Source organism: Planctomycetaceae bacterium (genome assembly GCA_041398785.1).
Lineage (GTDB): Bacteria > Planctomycetota > Planctomycetia > Planctomycetales > Planctomycetaceae > JAWKUA01.
Genome location: JAWKUA010000001.1, coordinates 23,067 through 46,452 on the forward strand (window position 1 = coordinate 23,067; position 23,386 = coordinate 46,452).

Annotated in this window: 22 protein-coding genes; 13 read left to right on the forward strand and 9 right to left on the reverse strand. The window is 60.1% G+C overall.

What is annotated here, in order from left to right; translation table 11 throughout:
* Positions 1–139 precede the first annotated feature (139 nt).
* On the reverse strand, positions 140–1,183 hold the full coding sequence (locus R3C19_00135) for a DUF21 domain-containing protein (GenBank protein ID MEZ6058749.1): 1,044 nt from the start codon (positions 1,181–1,183) through the stop codon (positions 140–142).
* Positions 1,180–2,484: a CNNM domain-containing protein gene (locus tag R3C19_00140; GenBank protein MEZ6058750.1), complete on the reverse strand. Its 1,305-nt coding sequence runs from the start codon at positions 2,482–2,484 to the stop codon at positions 1,180–1,182. The genes R3C19_00135 and R3C19_00140 overlap by 4 nt, the downstream gene beginning before the upstream one ends.
* A gap of 103 nt (positions 2,485–2,587) precedes the next feature.
* Between R3C19_00140 and bioD the strand changes: the two genes are divergently transcribed.
* Entirely contained in the window at positions 2,588–3,346 is a 759-nt protein-coding gene (gene bioD, locus R3C19_00145) for a dethiobiotin synthase (protein ID MEZ6058751.1), read from the forward strand.
* A 167-nt stretch (positions 3,347–3,513) separates the two neighbouring features.
* On the opposite strand, the gene R3C19_00150 is transcribed toward bioD, so the two are convergent.
* The 4 genes from R3C19_00150 to R3C19_00165 form a co-directional block, all read right to left on the reverse strand.
* The gene (locus R3C19_00150; GenBank protein ID MEZ6058752.1) at positions 3,514–3,795 is read right to left on the reverse strand and encodes a hypothetical protein; all 282 of its coding nucleotides are present in this window, start codon (positions 3,793–3,795) and stop codon (positions 3,514–3,516) included.
* A gap of 425 nt (positions 3,796–4,220) precedes the next feature.
* The gene (locus R3C19_00155) at positions 4,221–4,499 is read right to left on the reverse strand and encodes a hypothetical protein (protein ID MEZ6058753.1); all 279 of its coding nucleotides are present in this window, start codon (positions 4,497–4,499) and stop codon (positions 4,221–4,223) included.
* A gap of 22 nt (positions 4,500–4,521) precedes the next feature.
* On the reverse strand, positions 4,522–5,250 hold the full coding sequence (locus tag R3C19_00160) for a hypothetical protein (protein MEZ6058754.1): 729 nt from the start codon (positions 5,248–5,250) through the stop codon (positions 4,522–4,524).
* Positions 5,251–5,361: 111 nt separating this feature from the next.
* A complete protein-coding gene (locus R3C19_00165) occupies positions 5,362–7,506 on the reverse strand; it encodes a PQQ-dependent sugar dehydrogenase (GenBank protein ID MEZ6058755.1) in 2,145 nt (714 codons plus the stop codon).
* Between the two features lie 290 nt (positions 7,507–7,796).
* Between R3C19_00165 and cysS the strand changes: the two genes are divergently transcribed.
* Entirely contained in the window at positions 7,797–9,302 is a 1,506-nt protein-coding gene (gene cysS, locus R3C19_00170; GenBank protein ID MEZ6058756.1) for a cysteine--tRNA ligase, read from the forward strand.
* Positions 9,303–9,383: 81 nt separating this feature from the next.
* On the opposite strand, the gene R3C19_00175 is transcribed toward cysS, so the two are convergent.
* Positions 9,384–9,890, reverse strand: a complete 507-nt coding sequence (locus tag R3C19_00175; protein MEZ6058757.1) for a DUF1569 domain-containing protein — start codon at positions 9,888–9,890, stop codon at positions 9,384–9,386.
* Positions 9,891–10,057: 167 nt separating this feature from the next.
* On the opposite strand from R3C19_00175, the gene R3C19_00180 reads away from it, so the two are divergent.
* The 6 genes from R3C19_00180 (at position 10,058) to R3C19_00205 (ending at position 14,527) form a co-directional block, all read left to right on the forward strand.
* Positions 10,058–10,492, forward strand: coding sequence for an SRPBCC domain-containing protein (locus R3C19_00180; protein MEZ6058758.1), 435 nt, complete (start codon positions 10,058–10,060; stop codon positions 10,490–10,492).
* Between the two features lie 214 nt (positions 10,493–10,706).
* The gene (locus tag R3C19_00185; GenBank protein ID MEZ6058759.1) at positions 10,707–11,042 is read left to right on the forward strand and encodes a metalloregulator ArsR/SmtB family transcription factor; all 336 of its coding nucleotides are present in this window, start codon (positions 10,707–10,709) and stop codon (positions 11,040–11,042) included.
* A gap of 88 nt (positions 11,043–11,130) precedes the next feature.
* Positions 11,131–11,670, forward strand: a complete 540-nt coding sequence (locus R3C19_00190; protein MEZ6058760.1) for a Uma2 family endonuclease — start codon at positions 11,131–11,133, stop codon at positions 11,668–11,670.
* A gap of 244 nt (positions 11,671–11,914) precedes the next feature.
* Complete coding sequence (locus tag R3C19_00195; GenBank protein MEZ6058761.1) at positions 11,915–13,054, forward strand: D-TA family PLP-dependent enzyme; 1,140 nt, start codon at positions 11,915–11,917, stop codon at positions 13,052–13,054.
* 39 nt (positions 13,055–13,093) lie between these two features.
* A complete protein-coding gene (locus R3C19_00200; GenBank protein ID MEZ6058762.1) occupies positions 13,094–13,597 on the forward strand; it encodes an NUDIX domain-containing protein in 504 nt (167 codons plus the stop codon).
* Between the two features lie 219 nt (positions 13,598–13,816).
* Positions 13,817–14,527, forward strand: a complete 711-nt coding sequence (locus R3C19_00205; protein MEZ6058763.1) for an ECF-type sigma factor — start codon at positions 13,817–13,819, stop codon at positions 14,525–14,527.
* A gap of 10 nt (positions 14,528–14,537) precedes the next feature.
* Here R3C19_00205 and truB read toward each other — a convergent pair whose 3' ends face one another.
* Together truB and R3C19_00215 are read right to left on the reverse strand one after the other, a co-directional pair.
* Positions 14,538–15,458 carry a tRNA pseudouridine(55) synthase TruB gene (truB, locus tag R3C19_00210; GenBank protein ID MEZ6058764.1) on the reverse strand — a complete coding sequence of 307 codons (921 nt, stop codon included), beginning with the start codon at positions 15,456–15,458 and terminating at the stop codon, positions 14,538–14,540.
* 123 nt (positions 15,459–15,581) lie between these two features.
* Complete coding sequence (locus tag R3C19_00215) at positions 15,582–16,592, reverse strand: DUF368 domain-containing protein (GenBank protein ID MEZ6058765.1); 1,011 nt, start codon at positions 16,590–16,592, stop codon at positions 15,582–15,584.
* A 456-nt stretch (positions 16,593–17,048) separates the two neighbouring features.
* Between R3C19_00215 and R3C19_00220 the strand changes: the two genes are divergently transcribed.
* From R3C19_00220 to R3C19_00240, 5 genes are all read left to right on the forward strand, one after another.
* Positions 17,049–18,539, forward strand: a complete 1,491-nt coding sequence (locus R3C19_00220) for a DUF1501 domain-containing protein (GenBank protein ID MEZ6058766.1) — start codon at positions 17,049–17,051, stop codon at positions 18,537–18,539.
* Positions 18,540–18,785: 246 nt separating this feature from the next.
* The gene (locus R3C19_00225) at positions 18,786–20,360 is read left to right on the forward strand and encodes a DUF420 domain-containing protein (protein ID MEZ6058767.1); all 1,575 of its coding nucleotides are present in this window, start codon (positions 18,786–18,788) and stop codon (positions 20,358–20,360) included.
* Positions 20,361–20,669: 309 nt separating this feature from the next.
* Positions 20,670–20,966, forward strand: a complete 297-nt coding sequence (locus R3C19_00230) for a hypothetical protein (protein ID MEZ6058768.1) — start codon at positions 20,670–20,672, stop codon at positions 20,964–20,966.
* On the forward strand, positions 20,963–22,201 hold the full coding sequence (locus tag R3C19_00235; protein ID MEZ6058769.1) for a GspE/PulE family protein: 1,239 nt from the start codon (positions 20,963–20,965) through the stop codon (positions 22,199–22,201). Before R3C19_00230 ends, R3C19_00235 begins: the two co-directional genes overlap by 4 nt.
* A gap of 120 nt (positions 22,202–22,321) precedes the next feature.
* Positions 22,322–23,386: a type II secretion system F family protein gene (locus R3C19_00240; protein MEZ6058770.1), complete on the forward strand. Its 1,065-nt coding sequence runs from the start codon at positions 22,322–22,324 to the stop codon at positions 23,384–23,386.

A 23,386-nucleotide genomic window follows, 5' to 3' on the forward strand; every position in this document is an offset into this window, starting at 1 on the left:
ATCCGCGGCTGCCATGATCGAAGCCCCGTGCAACCCGATGCGCGTCGGCAGGCATTGCCAGAGTCACTCGCCCGAGCCAGCGGACGGTGTTGTCCGGACTTCGAACTCAAACAGACCGAAGGTTGCAGGTTCAGAATCGTCATGTCGGCGGCACCAGCGAGAACTCAGCGGGAGACGCCTGCACGACTCGAAACAACTGCGAAGCCAGCGACTGGCGGCTGATCACGCCGATGACGCGAGCGTTGCTGTTCCCCGGCTCACCCTCAACGACGACGCCCCACGATGCGAAGTCCTGAAACAGTTCCGTCATGACTTCCAGGCGAGGCGTGTCGCGGCGAAATGCCGGCAGTTGCTTCATGGCCAGCCGCGGAGCCTGTGCCAGTCCGATGACGTCGGCAATCCGGACGGAATGCGTCCAGTGACCCGGACGACCGTCGGGGTGCAGCATCACGAACGCGCTTTTTGTGCGCCGGGCAAGAGCCAGCAGTTCGTCGCGGGAGATCGATTCGGGAACGCCGACAACCTGCGATGGCGGCATGATTGCCAGTTCCACGGGAGCCGTCGCGATGCGCATCATGTTTTCGGCCAACTGGTTCTGCAGCCGAGTCAGAATTCCTTCGTGATGACCGGCCGCCAGCAGGCTCGACAGCCGAGTGCGGCCCAGCACGATGTCCAGCGGCCGGTTGTCCTGATCCCCGAATCGCGACACTGCGCGAGATACCAGAATCAGCGGATAACTGATCGGAAGGAAAACCCAGAAACAGAAGGTAAAAAACCGCGATCCCGACCGCAACAGCGACATCGGCGCGCGATAGTAGAGACTTTTCGGAATGAGTTCTCCGAAGATAAAAATCACGGGAGTCAGCAGCACCGTGGCCAGAACTTCCGCCGCGCCGGAGGAACTGACAACGATCACCGTGACCACCATCCCGATCGCCACCGTTGTCAGATAGTTGGCCACGTTGTTACCCACCAGAGTCGTGGCGACAAAGCGTTCCGGGTGCGTCACAAACATCTGCAGCCGTCTGGCAACGCGATCCCCGCGCTGGACCTGAAGCATTAGTTGCAGCGTGCTGAGCCGGTAGAAACCGGTTTCGGAGCCGCTGAAAAATGCGGACAGCCGGATGCCGATCAGAAAAATGATCGCGGCGGCAAACAGCACCACTGACGGAGACTGTGTCACGAGTCCGCCCCTTCCTGTTCCGCCGCCATCACCAGGCTGGCGGGTTCCACCAGAACTCGCACCTGCCCGCGCGCCGTGACGTTGATCGCCGTCAGAACCCAGCCGTGCCAGTGAATGCGGTCGCCGACCTCCGGCAGCCGCTCCAGTTCGTCGTGAAACAGCCCCGACAGCGTGTACAGCGACTCGTCCTCCGGATTCAGCGCAATCCGCAGCCGCCGAGCCAGATAGCGAAGGGTTATCAGTCCTTCCACATGAAACCGGTTGTCGCCGATTTCGATGATTGGTTCCCGACGCAGCATTCGGCGAGTGCGGCTGGGTGCTTCGCTGAGCATCGATTCCAGCAGATCTTCATACGTTGCGGTTCCGACGACTTCGCCGTGTTCGTGAACAACCACCGCGACTCCGCGAAACTTGTTCTGAAGTTCGCCCAGCACATAAGCGACGCTCGCACACCACGGAACGTAGATGACCGGTTCCGCAATCTGCTGAAACGTCTGCCCGGATTCAGCGCTGATGCCGTTCAGCGAAATCGCTCCTGTGAATACGCCGGTATCCGGATCGGTCACCATCAGATAATTGACGTGCTTCAGCGAAGTGTTCAGAGCGGCCAGTGTTCCGTCCGCCGCTACGCTGACGCAATGGCTGCGAGGCCGCATGACTTCTTCGACGTAGAGTTCATTCAGATCCAGAATGTTGTGCAGCACCTGCTGTTCGATCTGCAGGATCTCGCTGCTGAGCGCCGCGGACGTGTCCACCGCCTTTTCCAGATCCTCCGCGTGAAGCGACGCTTCCTGCTTCAGATGCGGCCAGAACGTGCGCCGCAGCACGCGGGCGAACCGGCCCAGCCACGGAATCACCGGGTCCAGCGCCGCCACCGCCACAGCCAGCGGCCAGCTTGCCAGTTGAGCCACCTGCAGCCGATACACAACCGCCACACTTTTCGGCATCACTTCGCCAACAACAATGATGCCCAGCAGATTCGCCACACCGAACACCGCCGCCACCGACGAGAACTCACGCGTGGTTAGCTTGTGAATGATGACGATGCCGACCGCGAAATAGCTGAGATTGATCAGCAGGTTCCAGAAAAGTACCGCCGAAAGCAGACGGTCGGGATCAGCCAGCAGCGACGCTACCATTCGCTGTCGCGGCGGCCCGGTACTGAATTTTCTGACCTGTTCCCGCGACAGAAAAAAGAAGGCCGTTTCGCTGGCTGAAAAGAACGCCGAAGCCACAATCAGCAACAGCATGGCAATCAAGCCAGGCAGCCAGATCGGTAACGAATCCGCGAACTCGGACATGGAACGAAGAATCTTGTTCGGTTAATAACGCTCGCCGTGTCAGGATAACAGACGCCGAACGGACTCCATACCGGGGGTTCAAATCTCAAATCTCAAATCTGAAATCTCATATCTTCTTGTCACCGGCACCGACACCGATGTGGGCAAGACCTGGGTCGCGGCACTGTTGTTACGGCAGTTGGTCGCCCGCGGCATTCGTGTGGCCGCCTACAAGCCTGCCTGCAGCGGCGCTGACTTCGATGCCGCTGGCGTGCCGATTTGGCGCGATGTGGATGCTCTGGCCGGCGCAGCAAAGTTTACCGGCGATCCGCATGTGATCTGCCCGCAGACGTTTCTCGCGCCTCTGGCGCCGAATCTTGCCGCAAAGCTGGAAGGCCGGCGAGTCAATGATGCGCTGCTGGTCGATGCGTTCCACCGCACCGCCGAACACGCCGATGTGGCTGTTGTCGAAGGCGCCGGAGGACTGCTGTCGCCGCTGTCGGACGAATCCACGAACGCGGACCTTGCCGTCCGACTGAATCTGCCGCTGATCATCGTGGCGGCGAATCGCCTGGGAGTCATCAATCACACACTGCTGACGATCGAAGCCGCACGACATCGTCAACTGCAGATCCTGTCCGTCGTTCTGAACGACGTCGCGCCGCGTTTATCGCAACCCGACGAAGAAACAAGTCGGTCAGCGTCCGGTTCATCCGATTCGCCGCCGGAGTCGAGCTCAGCCTCCGCGATCGAACACAACGCCGCAGAACTTGGCCGTCTTCTGCATGACGTGCCGTTGTTCGAGTGCCGTTTCGAAGCGACTCACGTCACGCCGATGAACGTCGCCGCGCAACAGGTGAAGCTCCCGTACGCGATGTCGTGACGTGATACAACCGGTTCCCCAGTCTTGCGCCGGCGAGCGGCGCGACGTGAGTCCGCCATCGTCGTCGCGACGCACACCGGGTCGCACGGCCATCGAAGTCGCGCCGGCAGCATGAGAGCGGACTGGCGTCGCGCTGCTCGCCGACATGGGACCGGCGGTTCCGGGTTTCACGGCCAGTGCCAGCCGGTGTTCCCGACCCACAGCGGCAACACGACGAAATGGTGCATCAGGTCGCTGAGGATCAGCGCCAGCGATACCGACCACAGCACAATCGCGATTCGCGGTCGACTGCTCAACAACAGCGCCAGCAGAATCAGTGGCACCGACCAGAACATGTGATGGATCTGGAGTAACAACGGCGGTCGAGTTTCTTCCAGCCACTCCGCAGCCGACTGTCCAGCCGTGATTCGCGCGACGATCGTGATGGCCTCGAACGTGAGCGTGAGCATGGTTGTCAACAGCAACGGCGAGACCCGGTGCCAACGAGGGTTTCCCGCGACGACCGTGGATGAATCATCTCTCGGATTATGGCGTGTTCCCAAAAACTCATCCCTGACAATCGCTCGGATTGCCATCCACGCCAGAAAACCGCCTAAACCAAGTCCTGGTAAGTCAAATGCCCTGCCGAAGACGAGCAACAGGACCCAAAATACAGACGCCCCAATCCTCCACTTCAGAAGCGACCAGGATCCAATTTCGAGTGCGTCCTTCATTGAATGATCGCGCATTTCATCAGCCGAAAACCGCTGTCGCGGAGCCGCAAGACGCGTGGCTGCCAACCGTTCGTGCCGCCGGGGCGAAAGCGGACTGACGTCGCGCTGCTCGCCTGTGCGGGCGGTCGGCACATGTTGGTCGTTCGCCGGCGCCGACAGTGTTAACGAGTCGTCTTCTGCGTCATGAGAAATTCCAACAAGTCCGCGATCTGTTGGTCCGACAGATCGTTCAATTGCCGATCCGGCATCAGTGAGACTGTCTGCTGAATCAGGTCTTCCACGTCCTTACGCGCGATGCGGATGTCTTCGTTCTTTGCGGTTCGTAAAACGATTTCCGATTCCGTGCGTTCGACCAGCAATCCCGCGTGGACCTTTCCGGCGGTTGTGATGACCGTCCAGGCGGCAAATTTCGGATCGATCTTCTTCGATGGTTCCAGCATGCTTTCCAGGATCTCGTCCGCTTCAGCCGCTTGCCAACATCGTCCAGAGCCGGGCCGATCTGGCCACCTCGCTGCCGATCTTGTGGCACGTGATGCATTGTCGGCTCTTGTTGCTGAAAATGGCAGCTCCGCGAGTCGCGTCGCCGGGCGTTGCCAGAATGGTGGCGGCGTCGGGAGTTCGATTCAGAGTGCGGCGATATTCCGCAGGCTGAAAGCGAACGAACAAGTTGCGAATCTCCGGCACGGACTCCCGCGCCATGGCGAGCAGCTCAACCCTCTTCGAAGCATCGATCCGATCCTCATCAAGCATCGCAACGACCCGCAACGCCGCCTCCGTCGACTTCAGCGCATCGCTGAGCGGTGTTGGCTCCCGACTCTCGTCTCTCGACTCCGGACTCTCCGCCAGCGACGCGATCCATTTGCGCAGCAGCTTCACTCCAGCGACGTCGACTTCCGTGGACCCGATATGAGGCATGCGGCCGCGCCCAGAACACGCGGTGCGGTACAGCAGCACCGACTTCGACGGTTGGCCGGGAACGATGATCGCTCCGCCGTCGATCTGAAACAGCCCCTGCGCCGGAGGCGCCGCGATCGACTTCATTTCTTCGACGGACGCTTCGAACCGCAGATCGATTGTCGCCGTGCCGCCGGCGCCGTTCTGATGGCAGTGAGAACAATTGATGGACAGGTACGACCTGGCGCGATCGGCCAGGTCAGCGTGTTCGTCGTACGGATTCGCCAGCGCGAGCAACCGCGCGTCGTCGGTGTTCGTCCAGATCGTCCGGCAGTGCTCCGGTCAGCAATCCGACGTCGCGGAAGTGTTCCAGCTGCGACGTTTCGACGTCACGCTGGTCATCTGTTTTCAACCCTCGACTCTCGTCAACTGCGGCAGCGTGAATGCCAGCGTTCCGCCGATCCACAGATTGTGGCAGCGCAGGCATTCCGAACGAGAATGCACTGACCACGAACTGCGTTCCGCGAATTTGCCGTAGTCAGCCAGGTTCAGTTCTGTGCCGGAGGCCGGAGCCAGCGTGGCGTCGGTTTGTTCGGGGTTCCAGACGTAGCTGTAGCCGTACCAGTTCAGGCCGTCGTAGTGCAGCATCTGAGTTTCCAGATTCACTTCGCGACCGGTGTCATCGGACAGCGTCACCGTGCGCGCGAGCACGGAATCCGTCGGAAATCGCATTCGTTCCCGCAGGCTGGAATCTTCCTTCTGAACAGGATTCTTCAGTACGTCGATCACACCGTCGCCGGGAACACCGACCCAGCGCTGAGCGGTCGCTCTGTCGTTCCACATCGGAGCGTTCGGTTCAAACGGCAGCACACCCGGCGCGGGATTTTGCGCGGACGTGTCGGCGAAGATGCCGGTTTCGCTGAGCGCCTTCGGGAAGGCGGTCGGCCGACCCGCAGCGTCGTTGCGTTCCAATTCGTACAGCACACCTTCGTAGAAGTTCGAAATGATCAACTCACGATCGGCGTCTTCACCGAAGGCGACGATGCGAAGTCGCAGGTCGACCAGATCGACAAGGTTGGTCAGGCTGTCGGCCTGGCCATCGTCGCTCGGCGTGATGTCCGAAGCCCAGATGCGGCGGGTTTCCCAGTCGCCGAAGATGTACTTGCCGATCAGTTCCGGAAACTTCTTTCCGCGATACACGAAGCCGCCGGTCACGGACGCTCCGTCAGCGTGAGAATACGCGACGGCGGCGGGAAGAATGGGAGTCGGCCCGCGTTTCTGATTCGGCAGCACCTGCTGCGGCCCTTCCATGACGCTCCAGCCGTAGTTGCCGCCGCGCTTCACGTTGTAGACCATCTCGTACATTTCCCAGCCGACATCGCCGACCCACAACTGCCCGTCCGGTCCGAAGTTCATCTTCCACGGATTGCGAAATCCGTAAGCGAAGATTTCCGGGCGGAACTGTTCCGCCGGAAACGTGTCGACGGTCCTGGAAAACTCGGCCCACGACGCTTCCTGCGGATGTCGCAGTGAATCGGGCAGGCTGCGCTCGTAGCTGATCGGCAGGCCGCTGAGCGTCGTGGTCGGTTTTGCTTCAGAAGAATCCTCTCCTTCCGCCGTTGTGGAATCCGCGGCATCGTCGGTTGTGTCCTTTGCCGACTGCTCTTCCCGTCGTCGAAGCTGTCGACGCCGTCGACGTCGCGACTGAGGATCCGGCGCGGCTGCGGTTAAGGTCGCAGTTGTCGACGTCGGCGTGCCGGACACCTCAGCGCCGGGATTCTGTTCGGTGACCACAAACGGGTTGTCCGCGGGAATCCAGTAAAGCGGTTCTTCCCCCGTGGCGTTCACGTCGATACGCAGAATCGCGGACAGCAGATTGGTCACGTCCTGCCCGGTCCGCAGCGGATCGGGAGGATTCGGGACTTCGGAATCACCGGTCGAAATGTAAAGGCAGCCGTCCGGGCCGAACTTCAGGCACGCTCCGTTGTGGCCTCCTTCGCGAAATGTCAGCACGACTTTTTCGCTGGCGACGTCGCAGCGAGGAATTCCGTCGGCATCGAAAGTCACGTTGAAGCGGCTCACTCGAGTTCCGTCGTCCAGCGGACCTTCGGGAGCACCCACCAGCGTGTAGGCGATCCAGCAGACAGGAACCTTTGGATATTCGGGATGATGCACCAGTCCGTACGCCGCTCCGATTCGTTTTGCCGTTGGATGTGGCGTGAGCTGGTCGAAGACGGCCTGCAGATCGACGAACAGATCCGGTTCGGACACGTCGCGGTTATCAAGGAATGAATGAACCGAACCGTTCTGCGAGGCCACCCACAATCGCTTGCCGGCCGGGTCGGATTCAATCAGCAGCGGCTGGTCCAGCTTCAGGTTCGGAAACCTGACGACTGTTTTCAGCGGAGGCGGCGGTTCCGGCGAACCGGACACCTTGTTGGTTGTCCATGGCTTGCGCGGGGACACGATTTCATCCGCGGAACACGGCGACAGGCCGGCAACGCAGCCAGCCAGCAGGACGAAACAGCAGGAACGACAAAAAGCAGGCAGCATGATTCGAATCCTCTGAAATTCAGGTCTCCACGAGGTTCTGACGTTTTACTATGCTGCCGCGTCAAGTGCCATCGATTCGTTGGTAGTTGGCTCGCCGAATCGTAGCTCAGTCTCGCCGAGGCTGAAGCACCTGTCCTCCGACGTCCTACCGGGAAACACCCCGCTTCTTTATTGGACGTCCTGCGGCAGGATGTCGCGTCTCGGCGAGACGCGACTACGACGGTTACCGACTTTGGATCTACACTTCGCAGCTCATCCCGTCTCCGACCCCCCGATACGTTCCGAACTCCATGCAAATTCACTTCTACAACACGCTGTCCAATCAGACGGAAACATTCACACCTGCCGAAGACAACATCGTCCGCATGTATAGCTGCGGGCCGACGGTTTACGACTTCGCTCACATCGGAAACTTCCGGTCGTTTCTGTTCGCCGACGTCATTCGCCGCACGCTGGAATTTTTCGACTACGACGTTCATCACGTCATGAACATCACCGACGTGGGCCACATGACCGATGACGCCAGCGCCGACGGCGCCGGTCAGGACAAGATGGCCGCGGCGGCTCAGCGAGTCAAAGAAGACAAGAAGTCCGGCAAGGTTCCGGAAGGAGCGGTGGCCGACCCGGACGATCCGTACCAGATCGCGGATTACTACACGAAGGCGTTTCTGGAAGACGCTCAGACGCTGGGCGTCAAGGTCGCCTTCGAACCGGAAAACATCCTGAAGGCGACCGACAACATCGACACGATGCAGGAGATGATCGCGCAGCTCATCACGAGCAACCACGCGTACGTCGGCCCGGACGGAGTCGTTTATTACAGCGTCGAAAGTTTTCCGGACTACGGAAAACTCAGCGGCAATACTCTGGATCAGTTGCAGACGGGAGCCGGCGGACGAATCTCAGACGCCAACCAGTCCAACAAGCGTCATCCTGCGGACTTCATGCTTTGGAAGCCGGACCAGACGCACATCATGAAATGGGACTCGCCGTGGGGAACCGGCTACCCCGGCTGGCACATCGAATGTTCCTGCATGGCTCGCAAACGTCTGGGCCGCGACGTCATCGATATTCACACCGGCGGCGAGGACCTGATCTTTCCGCACCACGAATGCGAAATCGCTCAGTCGCGCGGAGCCACCGGAGCCGATGCATTCGCTCGTTTCTGGATGCACGCTCGCTTTCTGATGGTGGAAGGCGAAAAGATGTCAAAAAGCAAAGGCAACTTCTGGACCGTGCGCGACGTGCTGGAGGGCCGGGCCACCGGCATCAAAGTTCATCCGGCCGTGCTGCGGCTGGAACTGATCAAGTCGCACTACCGTTCGAACATGAACTTCACGAAGAAGGGTCTGCAGGATTCCGCCAACATCGTGAAACGGCTGACGGAATTCCGTTCGAAACTGGAAGCCGCCGCTGGTGGGCAGACCGCCGACGTGAGTCTCGAACATCCGATTCTGAAAGAGTTCGGGGAAGCTCTGGCCGACGACCTGAACTTTTCGAAGGCACTGGCTGTCGTTGTTCCGTGGGCCGCGACGGAACCGGACAATCCCGCGGAAGCTCTGGCGGTGCTGGACCGGATCAACGCTGTGCTGGCGGTGGCGCCGCTGGCGTCAACAGCCGCTGCGAGCGCTGACGACGAGGGTCCCCGGATTTTGTCGCTGTGCAAGGCGCTCGACGACGCTCGAGCGACAAAGAACTGGCCAACGGCTGATAGCATCCGCAGCGAAATCGAATCCGCCGGCTACACCGTGCGAACGACTCCGGAAGGCACAGTCGCGGAGAAGAAGCTGGCGTAGTCGCGCGCACCACGCACGCTCCGTCATTCGCACGCAGGCGGGAATGACGGGATGCGCGCGACGCGGACAAATTCGCGACGGCTACTCAGCCGGCACCACGAAACTCATGTGCATTTCGCAGTGGCGAAGCTGGAATTCGTCCCATTCGCCGGGGCCCATTGTTCCGAAACCGGGATGAGGTGCGCGGTTGGGTTCCGTATTTGCGCGGTTCACGGCCGCTCGCAGTTCGCTGAGTCCGACTTCGGTCGACGTCGGGCCGGGAATCATGTTGGCTGCCTTCTTCGGCAGCCTGAACCCAGGCGACAGGGTCTGCGTCAGCATCTTCTTCTTCATCAGCAGCCGCATGACGAATTGCACGGGAGCAGGCATCGTGAAGGTGGAGTTGCCGTCGATCATGACACAGATCGAATCGGCCATGTGTTTCATGATCTGCCCGAACGACCAATTGCCCAGCGTCTTTGTCTGCATGCCGGCCAGCCGTTCCGCGTCGACCAGCAGGTCGTTGTAGGTGGCGTAGTGAACCGTTCGGCGACCGGTCACCTGCTTCGTGTTCACCGGTTGTTTGGACGAAGTCGTCTGTACTGACATCACGTGGCCTTTCGGGAAAGAAGAAATCCGGAACGTCGCATCCTGATCGACCGTTGCAAATATGTGACCTTTTGGTAACATAACTTTCGTCGACGAGACCGTCAATAAACTGCCGCGAAAAACACCGATCGTTCGTGAGCCATCTCACGTCCGGGGAGAACTTTCCAATGACCGACATATCCGATTTGACACTCGACCTGTCGCAGAGCGTCATCATCAGCGCCGCCATTGGCGACGTGTGGAAGAATCTGCTTCAGCGATTAAGTGCCGACAGTGCAACTTCGGACGGGCAGCCCATGCCGCTGGTTCTGGAAGAATGGCCGGGAGGCCGCTGGTTTCGGGATCTCGGCAGCGGTCAGGGGCATTTGTGGGCGTTCGTGCAGGTCATCAAGCCGCCGACAATTCTGGAACTGCAGGGCCCGATGTTCATGTCCTACGCAGTGGCCGGCCATATCCAGTTCAAGCTCATTCAGCAGACGGACGGCGTCGAACTTGCCCTGCGACATCGCGCGATGGGCATGATTGAAGATGAACATCGAAAGGGTGTTGTGCCCGGCTGGCAGGCGATTCTGGAACACGTGAAGAGCCGCAGCGAGACGTGACACCGAACCGCACAACACTGCCCCGTCATTCCCGGGCGTTATTTCGTTCCGTCATTCTGTTCCGTCATTCCCGCGCAGGCGGGAACCCAGTGTTCGCGGATGGGTTCCCGCCTGCGCGGGAATGACGAGGGTGTACTGGTCCGACTTCGTTCCCGTTTGCGCGAGAATGACCGGGGTGGAGGCAGTGAAGCGTTAACGGCGCGGCAATACACACATGCCGGACGAACTTGACCCGATCTTCAAAGCTCTCAGCGACCCGACGCGGCGCGAGATCCTCGACCTGTTGCGCGAGAGAACTCGCACGACCACCGAGATCGTCGAAAAGTTCCCGCACCTGTCTCGTTTTGCGGTGATGAAGCACATGGAAGTGCTGCGATCGGCAAACCTGCTGCTGACGCGCGCGGAAGGTCGTCAGCGCATCCATTCACTGAACGCCGCTCCGATCCGTCAAATCGCCGAACGCTGGATCAGCCGTTTCGACGCCTTCTGGGCCAACACCCTGCTGCGCGTGCAGGAGGATGCGGAACAGACCGATAACGAGTCGTCCTGAATTTCCCGGACGGAAAGCTCTCGCTTCCTCGGATGTGCAGGTTTTTAGCTACACTCATTCGGAAGAAACTGAAGACACGGAGAATTCCATGAGTACAGCTGCTGAGTTTGTTCCCCGATACACAGTTGAAGACTACCAGCTGTGGGAAGGCGACTGGGAACTGTGGGACGGAATTGCTGTCGCGATGACACCCAGTCCGTTCGGCAGACACGCGAAGCTGCTGGCGCAGCTGGCGCGGACGCTGGGCAATGCCATCGAAGCCGCTCAGTGCAGCGCCACCGTATTGGTCGAACTCGACTGGCTCGTCTCCAGGACGACAGTTTTGCGACCGGATCTGACCGTTGTTTGCGGCGATGCGCCCGAGCGGCACGTTGAAGAACCTCCGGCGCTGGTCGCTGAAATCCTGTCGGCAACAACTCGCGAACGAGACCTGTCGATGAAGAAGGAGATCTACCGACAGCAGGCGGTGTCCTGGTATCTGATCGTCGACCCGGACGCGTCGACCATTGCTGCCTATCGTTTGAATGAAGGCGGCCGGTTCGAAGAAGTGGCTGACCGGGAACCGATCGTGATTGACCTCTGCGAGAACTGCCGTATCGAATTCAGCGAATCGCAGCTCTTTCGCTGACACCGGCGTGTTCACCGCCGTTGACGGCAGATGTTGCTCAGACGTCGTTCTACGAACGCGCCTGCATTGTGCGTTCGGCAATGCCAGGTTCCCGAGTGTCGCGGGAGATGCGGCTTCGACTCGCGTCACGTCGTGCAACAGACTCACGCGGCGCGTGGCACGGTCGCCGGCAGACGTTATCCTCCTTCCGAAATCAACACGGCGATGCGGCCGCACGAGTCCTCATTCGGAGAAACCACACGTCATGACATCCATGCTCGCTGACAACAAACTACCCGACCTTCGCGCCGGGCTTCTGGCGGACGTGGTCACGCCGTCGGTGATCGTGCTGGCGGATCGAGTTCGGTACAACGTCGACCGGATGATCGACGTCGCCGGATCGGCCGATCGGCTGCGGCCGCACTGCAAGACGCATAAGATGTCCGCCGTGGTGAAGATTCTGCTCGAAAAGGGAATCACCCGGCACAAGGCGGCGACGATTGCCGAAGTGGAGATGCTGGCCGATGCCGGGGCCACCGACATCGTGTTCGCGTACAACCCTGTCGGTCCCAATATTGCTCGCGTGGTCGAAATCGCCAAACGGTTTCCTGATGTGACGTTTGCGGTCACGGCGGATCACGAGCAGCCTCTGCGGCAGCTTGCCAGCGCCGCTGCGGCAGCCGGAGTTTCCGTCGGCGTGCTGCTGGACGTTGACCCGGGGCTGCATCGAACAGGACTTGATCCCCGTTCGAACGACGCACTGAATCTGTACCGGCTGATATCGGAACTTGCCGGAGTCCGACCCGCGGGATTTCACGTGTACGATGGCCATCAGCACCAGCACACTCTGGACGAACGCCGAGCCGCCGTGATGAAGGAATGGCCCGAAGTCATCAGCCTGAAGCGTCGCTGCGAAGACGCGGGGCTTGCGGTTCCCGAACTGCTGTGCGGAGGGACTCCGACGTTTCCGGTCTACGCCGAACTGGATGAACCGGCGATCGCTCTCAGCCCCGGCACCGCCATTTTTCATGATGCCGGATACGGTCAGTTCGACGACCTGCCGTTCGAACCGGCGGCTTTGGTGGCGACTCGCGTCATCAGCCGGTCGGCGCCGAACCGGGTGACTGTGGATCTCGGCAACAAGTCTGTCGCCGCTGATCCTCCGAAGGGTGCCCGCGTCGTTTTTCCCGACCTGCCGGACGCCAAGCAGGTGATTCACAACGAGGAGCATCTGGTGCTGGAAACAGATCGGGCGAAGAACTTTCAGCCCGGCGATTTGCTGCTGGGGATTCCGATGCACATCTGCCCGACGATTGCTCTTCACCCGGATGTCACGGTGATTGAGAACGGTGAAATTACCGGTCGCTGGGAAGTCACCGCCCGCAACCATCGACTGACGATCTGACCTGCGGCGATTCGCCGATCGGGCGACGGAATGTCGATCATGGAACTCTTCGACGTTGTTGACGAACTTGATCGTGTCGTGGAACAGCGGCCGCGCGGGGAAGTCCATGCGGCGCGACTGCGGCACCGCGCCGTTCATGTGTTTCTGGTCCGTGGCGACGGACGCATGCTGATTCACCTGCGAACGCCGACAAAGGAAGAATTCCCGTCCGTGTGGACGTCATCCGCTTCGGGACACGTCAGCGCAGGAGAAACCTACGACGAATCCGCGGCCAGGGAACTGACGGAGGAACTGGGGATCGTCGCGCCCCTGGAACGCTTGAAAAAATTCGACGCGTGCCCTGACACATCGATGGAATTCACGGTGCTGTATTCCGCGGCTTCCGATGAACCGATCAGCGCTGACGAAACCGAAATTGCCGCTATCGACTGGCTGGAAACCGGCGAGATTTCCAGACGCATTCGAGACCGTCCGGCGCTGTTTTCTCCGGCGTTTCGTCTGTTGTTCGAGTGGTTCGACACAGTGAACAGGAATTCAACCTGAGGGTAGTTATCTGAACTCTCTTGGCTTGCGATCGTCGCGCGGACTTGTTTATGCTGACAAATGGGTTTTTACGGTGACCAGCAATTCACGTGTGTGCCGCCATCAGCGCGGCAGTCCTGTTGAAAACTCTTCCTGCAGAACTGTGGTTATCGGCCGACGGTCGACGCGACAGACGCGTGCCGTTGGTCACCTGCCACCTCGCCAGAAAATACGCCTGCCATGATTAGCCCAAAGTCCAGGACCAGCCGTAACAACAAACGCGATGAACAGCCGGATGACAAGCGTCGGCTTAACGGCCACACGGAAGACGACCAGCTGGATGAAGGTTCCGTCACTTTCAACATTCGAATGATGCGAAAGGGTGACAAGAGCAGCGCCGACTTTTTGTGGGCTCGCTTTTCACGTCGTCTGGAATTGCTGGTGAAGACTCGTCTGCACCCGCGGCACCGGCATGTGTCGGACGAAGAGGATGTTGTTCTGGAATCACTGACGGAACTGTTCCGCGGCCTGCTGGACGGAAAGTACAGCGAACTTTTCGACCGGAACGACTTCTGGCGACTGCTGGTGACGGTTGCGTCGCGCAATGTGATCGACCACGTGAATCACGAAAAGCGTCAAAAGCGAGGCGGCGGTCATGTGCGGAACGAGTCGGCGCTGACCGGCGGAAAGCACGGCGGTTCACAGATGTCGCTGCTGGAACAGGTGGAATCGGATTGTCCGCCTCCGGATATGCAGTTGATGATTACGGAACACTGCACAGCGCTGCTGGAGTCTCTGAACAACGACGAACTGCGAACGATCGCGATCGAAAAGGCGGCGGGCGCTACGAATCAGGAAGTCGCCGACACCCTGGGGATCAGCCTGCGTTCCGTCGAACGCCGCGTCGCGGAGATTCGCGAACTGTGGAGCAGGCACGGCCTGGTCTGTTGATTCCGGGGAGTCACTGACCGGTCGCGAACACGGTGCGAGGCTGAATCTTCCGCCCCTGCCGCCGAATTTCCCCCAGTGCCAGCAGTTGCGTCCCGCATGGTGACAACAGAGCGACTTGTGGCGGTGCCGGATCGACATCGCGCGCGGCGGATTCTGACGCTGACGCTTTCGTCAAACGCGATTTCTGAAGTTCCAGAACACGTCCTTTGGCGACGCATTCTGTTTCCTCCTCCGTGCAAACGTACGCGGCGATCCCGTCCACGATTCGAATGGCCGGCGTGATGTTCGCCGGCAGGTTTTCCGGCGACAAAGTCTGCGGATCGATCGCGTCGGCAACAGCAAACGACCCGATCCGCGTTCGCTGCAGCGCGGACATCAGTGCTCCACATTCCAGCATTTCGCCCAGGTCGCGAGCGATCGAGCGGATGTATGTGCCGGACCCGCAACTGATCCGCAGCGTCGCCAGCGGCCATTCGTAGTTCAGTAACTCAATCAAATCGACTCGAACTCTTCTGGCGGCCAGTTCCACGTCTTTGCCTTTGCGAGCCAGTTCGTACGCCCGGCGTCCGCCAACGTGAACTGCCGAATATGCCGGCGGCGTTTGTTCAATCAGGCCGACAAACGACGTCAGTGCTTCGCGAAGCCGCGATTCCGAAGGAGTCGCTTGTGGCGGCGGTGACTGTTCGATGGTACCGGTATTGTCATCGGTATCACTGCGCTGCCCGAATTTGAATTCCGCGAGGTACGTTTTCGATGGCTGCTGCAGCAGCGAAATCAGGCGTGTGGCCTGGCCGACACAAACCAGCAGGACTCCCGTGGCCATGGGATCAAGAGTTCCCGCGTGGCCGACTTTGGCCGGCTTTGCCAGACGCTGCACGACATTGACCACATCGCGCGAGGTCACACCGGCAGGCTTGTTCAGATTTAACACGCCAAAGAGTTCCGGTCGATGGCTCATCTGCGGGACGATCATTCGTCTGAGTCTGATTCGGGTGAGTCGTTGGTCACCGGAACGAAATTGGCGAAAGCGGCACGGGCATCTCCACCGGCATCGTCACTCGCCGGCGCGGGGATGTCGACTTCGCTGGGCCAGAACGTCCAGGACCAGGACCACGGACATTGAAAGGGCGAACACCACCACGGTCAGCCAGACGTCGGCCGACAGGTTTTGCGGAATAACGTGTTCGAACACCTTGTGCTTCACGTCAGCGGTCTCCGGCGTGAGATCCTTCTGAAACGGCCACAGGCGATACAGCGAACCGATCATGAAACCGCACAACACCGACATCGTCATGTCGTGCCTGTGCGCGAGCAGCCAGCGCAGGATGCGACTGAAGGACAGCAGTCCCGTAACGCAGCCCAGCGCGAAGACAGCGACCGTCGACAGCACCGTCAGATTCAGATCACCATGCAGAATGCTGCGCAGGCTGTCCACGATCGTGTCATATCGCCGCAACAGCAGCAAAATGAAGGCGCCGCTGATTCCCGGAAGAATCATGGCTGTGATCCCCACCATTCCGCAGATGAACAGATACCAATACGTGTCCGGAGGATTCTGCAGAGCCGGCAGCGTCACCAGTCGCAGAGCAAAGACCGCTCCCAGCAGCAGACCTCCGACGTATTGAAGTTTCCAGACGCTGACCATGCGGCCGACAAGAACGCTGGAGGCCAGAATCAATCCGGCAAATGCGGAATATGTCAGCGATCGATAATCCGTCAGCAGTTGCTTCATCACCGACGCCAGACCGGCAGCGCCCAGCAGGATTCCAACAAGGAGCGGGATCACAAATCGCAGATCGATTCGGTTCGCGGCGGCGACCCAGCGCCGGTCGAACAGCATTCGCAGCAGGTCTCGGTCACAGCGACTAATCGCCGTCAGCAGTCGTTCGTAGATTCCCAGAATCAGTGCCATGGTTCCGCCGGACACGCCGGGAACGATGTCGGCGGTTCCCATCACGAATCCGCAGCCGATCGTTTTCAGGGTGGCGACGGCGACGTGGCTGTCAACGGCGGTGGCGGAAGTCGATTCCCTGGCGGAACCTGATTCACTGGTTGGCGAAGCCATGATTCGAGCGATCGGAAAGTTTGTCAGTGGGCGAGCTTCAGACTCGGAAAGTTGTGCCGGATTCTGAGGGGAGTTGTCTTGCAAGGTCAATAGCGGTCAGTTTGCCGAAAAAAGCGGCTCCTCCGGGAAATGGAGCTGTTCATCAAAATGCGTTTCAGGAGCGACCGGCCGACAGACCGTTAGCCGGCGGCAAGTCGATTCCGCCAGGTCTCGTTCCGTTGCGGCACGAGTTTTCCAAAACGTCACTATGCGCACTGACCGGGTGAATTTGTTACGATGTCTCAGGTCGCAAACGTGGCGGATTCCATGAAAAAGACGGGTTTGCGGCGCAGCAGATGTCGTTCGCGCTGACCTGACGCTGGTGCGGCCCGTACTGTTGAAAGTTCGATTTCAAGCGCCGCTGTGTTATGACAACGCTGGTGTTGCCGTGTCCGGAAATCCATGAGGTGCAGAGTCGTGACCACGCCACTGCTTTCCGATCTGAGTCATGCATTCGACGATGAGGCTGAACATCCGGCTCGTCGAGTCGATCCGTGCGTGTCGGCTCACCGAATGACGCGTCGGCACATGCTGAGGAATTCGGCGGTTGCGGCAGCCGCGGCGAGCCTGAGTCCCGCGCTGTACGGTTCCCCTGTCACGACGGCATCGCGGCGTTCGGTGATCTACATTTTTCTGTCCGGCGGACTCGGTCAGCAGGACAGCTTCGACATGAAGCCGGACGCGTCTGACGAGATTCGCGGCGAATTCCTGCCGATCGCGACTCGAACACCCGGGCTGCAGATCTGCGAACACATGCCGATGCTGGCCGAACGGAGCAACAAATGGGGGCTCGTTCGCAGTCTGACTCACCCGTACAACGAACATTCTCAGGGACACATGGTGATGCTTTCCGGCCGGACGCCAATGCCGGTCGGGTTCAATCCGTCGCTGCCGAAACCAACGGACCATCCATCGATCGCGGCCCTGCTGGGAACGCTGCTGCCGGAACGTGATGCTCTGCCGGCATCGGTCGTGCTGCCGGAAAAGCTGATTCACCGCACCGGGCGAGTCATCCCCGGACAGTTTGCCGGAACCATGGGAAGTCAGCGCGATCCGTGGTTTCTGGCCGCCAGCCGCTTCAACGCAAAGACCTACGGAGCGTGGCCGGAGTACGAATTCCATCACCAGACCGGCGGAGAAAAGTCCGGTGATCTGGAATTCCGCAGTCTCGGGCTGTCGCTGCCGCAGGGTGTTTCGAAGCCGCACTTCGACAACCGGCTTGCTCTGCTGCAGGAATTCGAACAGCCGGCTGCGGTGCCGGAATTCGAACCGTTCTCGCGATATCGTGAACGTGCGATCTCAATGCTGGGGGATGGCCGGCTGAGCACTCTGTTTGACATTCACGACGCTGACGCTCGCGAACAGGATCGTTACGGACGCAACACGTTCGGATGGTCATTGCTGCTGGCGCGTCGGCTGGTGGAAGCCGGTGTCGGGTTCGTTCAGGTGAATCTGGGAAACAACGAAACCTGGGACACTCACGGAAATGCGTTTCCTCATCTGAAGAACTTCCTGTTTCCGCCGACGGATCGAGCCGTTTCAGCGCTGCTGGACGATCTTGATGACCGCGGCCTGCTGGATTCCACGCTGGTGGTGATGGCGGGCGAGTTCGGGCGGACGCCAAAGGTGTTCGGTCTGCCGGAACACTACAAGCTTCCGGGGCGGGATCACTGGGGAGCAGTGCAGTCGGTGCTGTTAGCGGGCTGCGGTTTCGACGGTGGCCTGACGATTGGCACCACCGACAGTCACGGCGGTTTCCCCGTGTCCGACCCGAAAACTCCGGAGATGCTGGCCGCCACGATGTACCGAGCGCTCGGCCTGCCTCGCGACACGAATTGGTACGACCTGCAGAATCGCCCGGCGCCGCTGTACAACGCCGAACCGATTCGCCCCGTCGCCGGTACCTGAATCAGCCGCTTACCGTGTGCCGCGTGGTTGTGATCAGCCGGCTTTCGGCAAGCGAGCTGCATCGCACTTCTCGAACCAGAGACTTCGGCAACCCGGAACGAAATGTCGCCTGACATCAAATTCCGCCGCCGTAGAATCGATGAAAAGTCTCCGTGCGACCCACGCGATCTTGCCCCGTGAAATGCAACGTACCGCCGTGAACTGCGCGGCTTGGCCACGCGGCGCTGGCAGCAGGAAAGTATTGAAGTGACACGCGATAACCAATTCACGGAACGTCCGGGTGATCTCCGGACGCGGCCAGCTCGCCCCGGCGCGGTGTCGCTGACGTTCGTGATTGGAGGCTTGCTGTGGATTCTGGTGATCGCCGCTTTGATTGCCATGTGGCAATTGAAGCGGAAGGAATCCGTCCAAAGCTCGCCGCAACAGACGTCGACACAGAATGCAGCGACGGCACGTGACGCAGCGACGGCAGTTGAAGAGCAGTCCGGTCAGGACACCGCCAGTGCCGCAGAAGACGGCGCGGCAGACGATGCTTCCCCGGCTTTAGTTGAACCGACGGTTAAGCTGAGTTTCCCGGCAAGGCATGTTCCCGATTTCGAGTTCGACGAATCAGAAGGCGGGACGGTCAGCAAGGAAAGTCTGATGGGCCGGCCGTGGGTGGCCAGCTTTGTGTTTACTCGCTGTATGGCCACGTGCCCGACCATTTCGATGGCCATGAAACGTCTGCACGATCGCGTCATCAAAGAAAACGCCGACGTGCAGTTTGTGACGTTTACCGTGGATCCGGAATTCGACACCGTTGACGTGCTGAAGCAGTATTCCGACGTGTATTCTCCCGACCGCAGCCGCTGGAAATTTGTCACCGGCAATCAGGACGAACTGTTCAGCCTGATCATCAACGGGTTCGGGCTGTACGTGAAGGAAAACCTGGGAGAATCGCGGCGTCCGGGATTCGAGGTCGCGCATTCCAACCGAGTCGTGCTGGTCAACGAAGAAGGCGTTCCGGTCGGAACATTCCTGGCCACCAACGACGACGACATGGCTGCTCTGCGCCAAATTCTGACCGGGCAAAAACCGTTTCCGGAACCCGGTCCGCCGCTGACCATCACCGCCGGCGACGGAAGCCCGGTCCCGCTGGAAATCAACCTCCGCAAAGTCGATGAAGATGAAAACGGCAGCGACGAAGACTCCGCACCGGAAACGCCGGACGCGGATTCCGCCGACTCCAACTCTGACGGAGACTTGCGGCAGCCGGAAGCCGAACCTCAGGCTTCCAGCGAACCGCCGCCCGATGATTCCGCTGGCCACAGTATTCCCGCATCTGTTCCCGTCTCCGTCGCCGAACACAATGCCCGTGTTGACGATCAGCTTCCCGGCTGGGCGAGGCCGCTTCCGGCGGTCAACGCGTCTCTGAACGGGCTGGCGACATGCCTGCTGGCTTCCGGCTACATCGCGGTTCGCAGCGGAAATCATGCACTGCACCGAAACCTGATGCTCAGCGCGCTGCTGACGTCGGTGGTGTTTCTGACCAGCTATCTGGTGTATCACTATGCCCTGGGAAAATACACCGGCACGCACGGGCGAAAATTCAGTGGCGAAGGGATCTGGGCGGCCATCTATCCGCTGGTCCTTTGGCCGCATGTGATTCTGGCGGCGACCGTGCCATTTCTGGCAATCGGCGTCGTTCACCGGGCGCTTGCCAGGGAATGGGAAGCTCACAAACGACTGGCTCGCGTGACTTTTCCCATCTGGATGTACGTGTCTGTCACGGGAGTGCTAATCTACGGTATGCTGTATCACTGGCCGGAAACCGCTGGATAGATGACTCGGCCAATGCATCGTGATGTGTGGCACTGACTGTGCCAGTGCATCTGCCCTGCGGAATCCACTGGCACAGCCAGTGCCACACAACTCATCAACTCAGTGCTGACAGGGAACGAGTGCCTTGTCACGCCACAAGCGAGCGACCGCTAATGTTGAATCGTAGGAAGGACTTTCAGGTCCGTCGCAAGGCGCGATGGACAAAGTTGTTCGTCGTGCCGAGCGGAATGGCTGTCGCACACCACTCGTAACCTGAATTCAACGATGGCATCCCGAACCACAACTCACACTCATAAACGACGATCTGTCATGAACCGGTTCCTGAAATCCACATTGCTCGGTGTGTCGCTGATGTTTGCGTCGGGGATTCTGCCGGCGTTCACGTCCACGGCCGCCGCGTGTCCGAATTGCAAGGCCGCGAATGAAACGGACAGCCGTCTGCCGCGAGCCTACATGTACAGCATTCTGTTCATGATCGGCATGCCGGCGACGATCTTCACCGGCTTCGGACTCAGCTTCTATCGGATGACGAAGAATGCTCAGCGCGTTACCGAGGCGGCTGCCGCTGAAGCCGCGCCGACGGTGGCTGACGAAGTGATGGAATGATGCCTGCTTCGGCATCGGCTTCCAGTCGGTCAACGCTGCCGCAGCTTTTTTCCCAGGCGATGGCGTCGCTGCCGGTTGCTTCGGAAAACTATGTTCCGCTGCTGGTGGACGTGCTGCTGAACGAAGCTCGGCGCCATCGAGCCAGCGATATTCACCTGGTACCCTCGTCAGCGTCACTTCGAATGCAGTGGCGCATTGACGGTGTGCTGCAGACGATTGCAGAGTTCGACGGCGACCTGTCTCCGCGCGTGGTGGCTCGGCTGAAAGTGCTGGCGGGACTGCTGACGTATCGGACCGATGTTCCACAGGAAGGCCGGATTTCTCACGCGGATGCCCGGGCCGATGTCGACGCCTGCGAGACTCGCGTCACCACATTTCCGACGCTGCACGGCGAAAAAGCGGCCGTGCGTCTGTTCGCGACCACCGGCGAATTTCAGCACCTGGAACAGCTCGGTCTGCCGGCCGACATCGAAGCCACGCTTCGCGACCTGCTGCAACAGACGTCCGGCGTCGTTCTGCTGACGGGGCCGTCGGGCAGCGGAAAGACAACCACCGTTTACGCATGCCTGCGGGAACTGGTCAGACTGTCCGGCGTGACTCGCAGTCTGATGACGCTGGAAGATCCTATTGAAGTCGAGGTGCCCGGGGTCACGCAGTCGCAGGTTCGTCCATCGGCCGGGTTCGACCTGGCCACCGGGCTGAAATCGATGATGCGGCAGGATCCGGACGTGATCATGGTGGGCGAAATCCGCGACCCCGGCACTGCCGAAAGCGTCTTTCAGGCGGCGCTGACCGGGCATCTGGTGCTGACCACGTTCCATGCCGGCAGCAGCGTGGAAGCGATCACGCGGCTGCTGGAAATGGGCATCGAACCGTACCTGATCCGAAGTTCGCTGAAGGCTGTTGTCTGTCAGCGACTGCTTCGGCGAGCCTGCCCGGTCTGCCATTTCGGAGATTCCGAAGAATCGGCAGACAAAATCTCCGCAGCCGGTCATCCTTCCACCGGCTGTCAGACGTGCAGCGGCACGCGATTTCACGGACGATTCGTTACCGGCGAACTGCTGGATCCGAATGTTCCGGAATTCGCCCGGTCTGTCCTCGAACGCGAAGACGCGAAACGGCTGCAGTTGATTGCGGAAGAGTCGGGAATGACGACACTTCGTCAGCGAGCTGAAGCTGCCGTGAGGGATCGTCTGACTCTGCCGGAAGAAGTGTTTCGCGTACTCGGGCGGTAGGCCGCGGCGTTCAGGACAACCCGTTCAACGCGGAAGACCCGGCGCGCGATCGTCTGTCAGCAGCCGCGAATTCAAACGCCGCCGCCGTGATGTTTCCACTGTGACTACTTCCTTCAATCCATGCCCCTGACGTCGCCCACTATCAACGACATTCAGTATCTGGCCGAGGAAGTTCGGGCGCTGGCCGCAGCGGGGTTGCCACTGGAAACGCATCTGGCCGACGCCGGGTATGGACATGGATCGCGGCTGCAGACATTGACGAATCAAATCTCCGACGATCTTTCGCGGGGAAAGTCGCTGCCGGAGACAATCGCCGAACACGGAGCCGGCGCTTCCCGATTGCTGGCCTCCGCGGTCGCCGCCGGAATGCGGTCCGGCGACCTGGCGTCATCGATCGAATTGCTGGGCGACCTGGCCGCGGACGTTGCCGTGCTGCGGCGACGGATCCTGCAGTCGCTGGCGTACCCGCTGACAATCACAGCCATCGCGGTCGTGTTGTTCACACTCTTTGTTCGAACATTCCTGGATCGCATGCGGACGGTGTTTGCCGACCTGCGAATCCCCGTGTCTCCCTATCTGCAGACGGCACTGGATCTGGATCACAACAATCCGTATTGGCCGTGGATTTTTCCGGCTGTTGCCATCGTTGTGTTTCTGGTGTGGATGTTGACCGGTCGCGCCGGAGCCGTCACGTTCGGCGGTCCTGAAAGGCTGCTGCTTCTGTTTCCCGGCGTGAAGGGAATGGTGCGGGACCTGCAGTTCTACACGCTGACTCGCATGCTGGGGCTGCTGGTGGAACGGCAGGTGCCGCTGCCCGACGCGTTGCTGCTGGCCGGCGGAGCATGCGGAAGCCGGCGACTCGATCACGCCTGCAGAACCGCCGCCGGACAGATCTCCGCCGGTAGCCTGCCGAAAGTTTCCCGATCGGAATCCTGGTCCGCGGGAAAGCTGCCTCCATTGCTGCAGGCAACACTGGAAAACACCGGTCGACAGGAAGATCGGCTGCGCTTGCGGCTGGCGGGAGTCGCCGGGCACTATCAGCGCCGCCTGGAAATCAGCGCGATGTGGTTCCGCAGCATCATTCCTGTCGCCATGTTTGTGACCATCGGTGCCGGTACGGTTGTGGTGTACGGGCTGACGGTGTTCTGGCCGATCACGGAGCTTTATCAACGGTTGGGAAGCTGA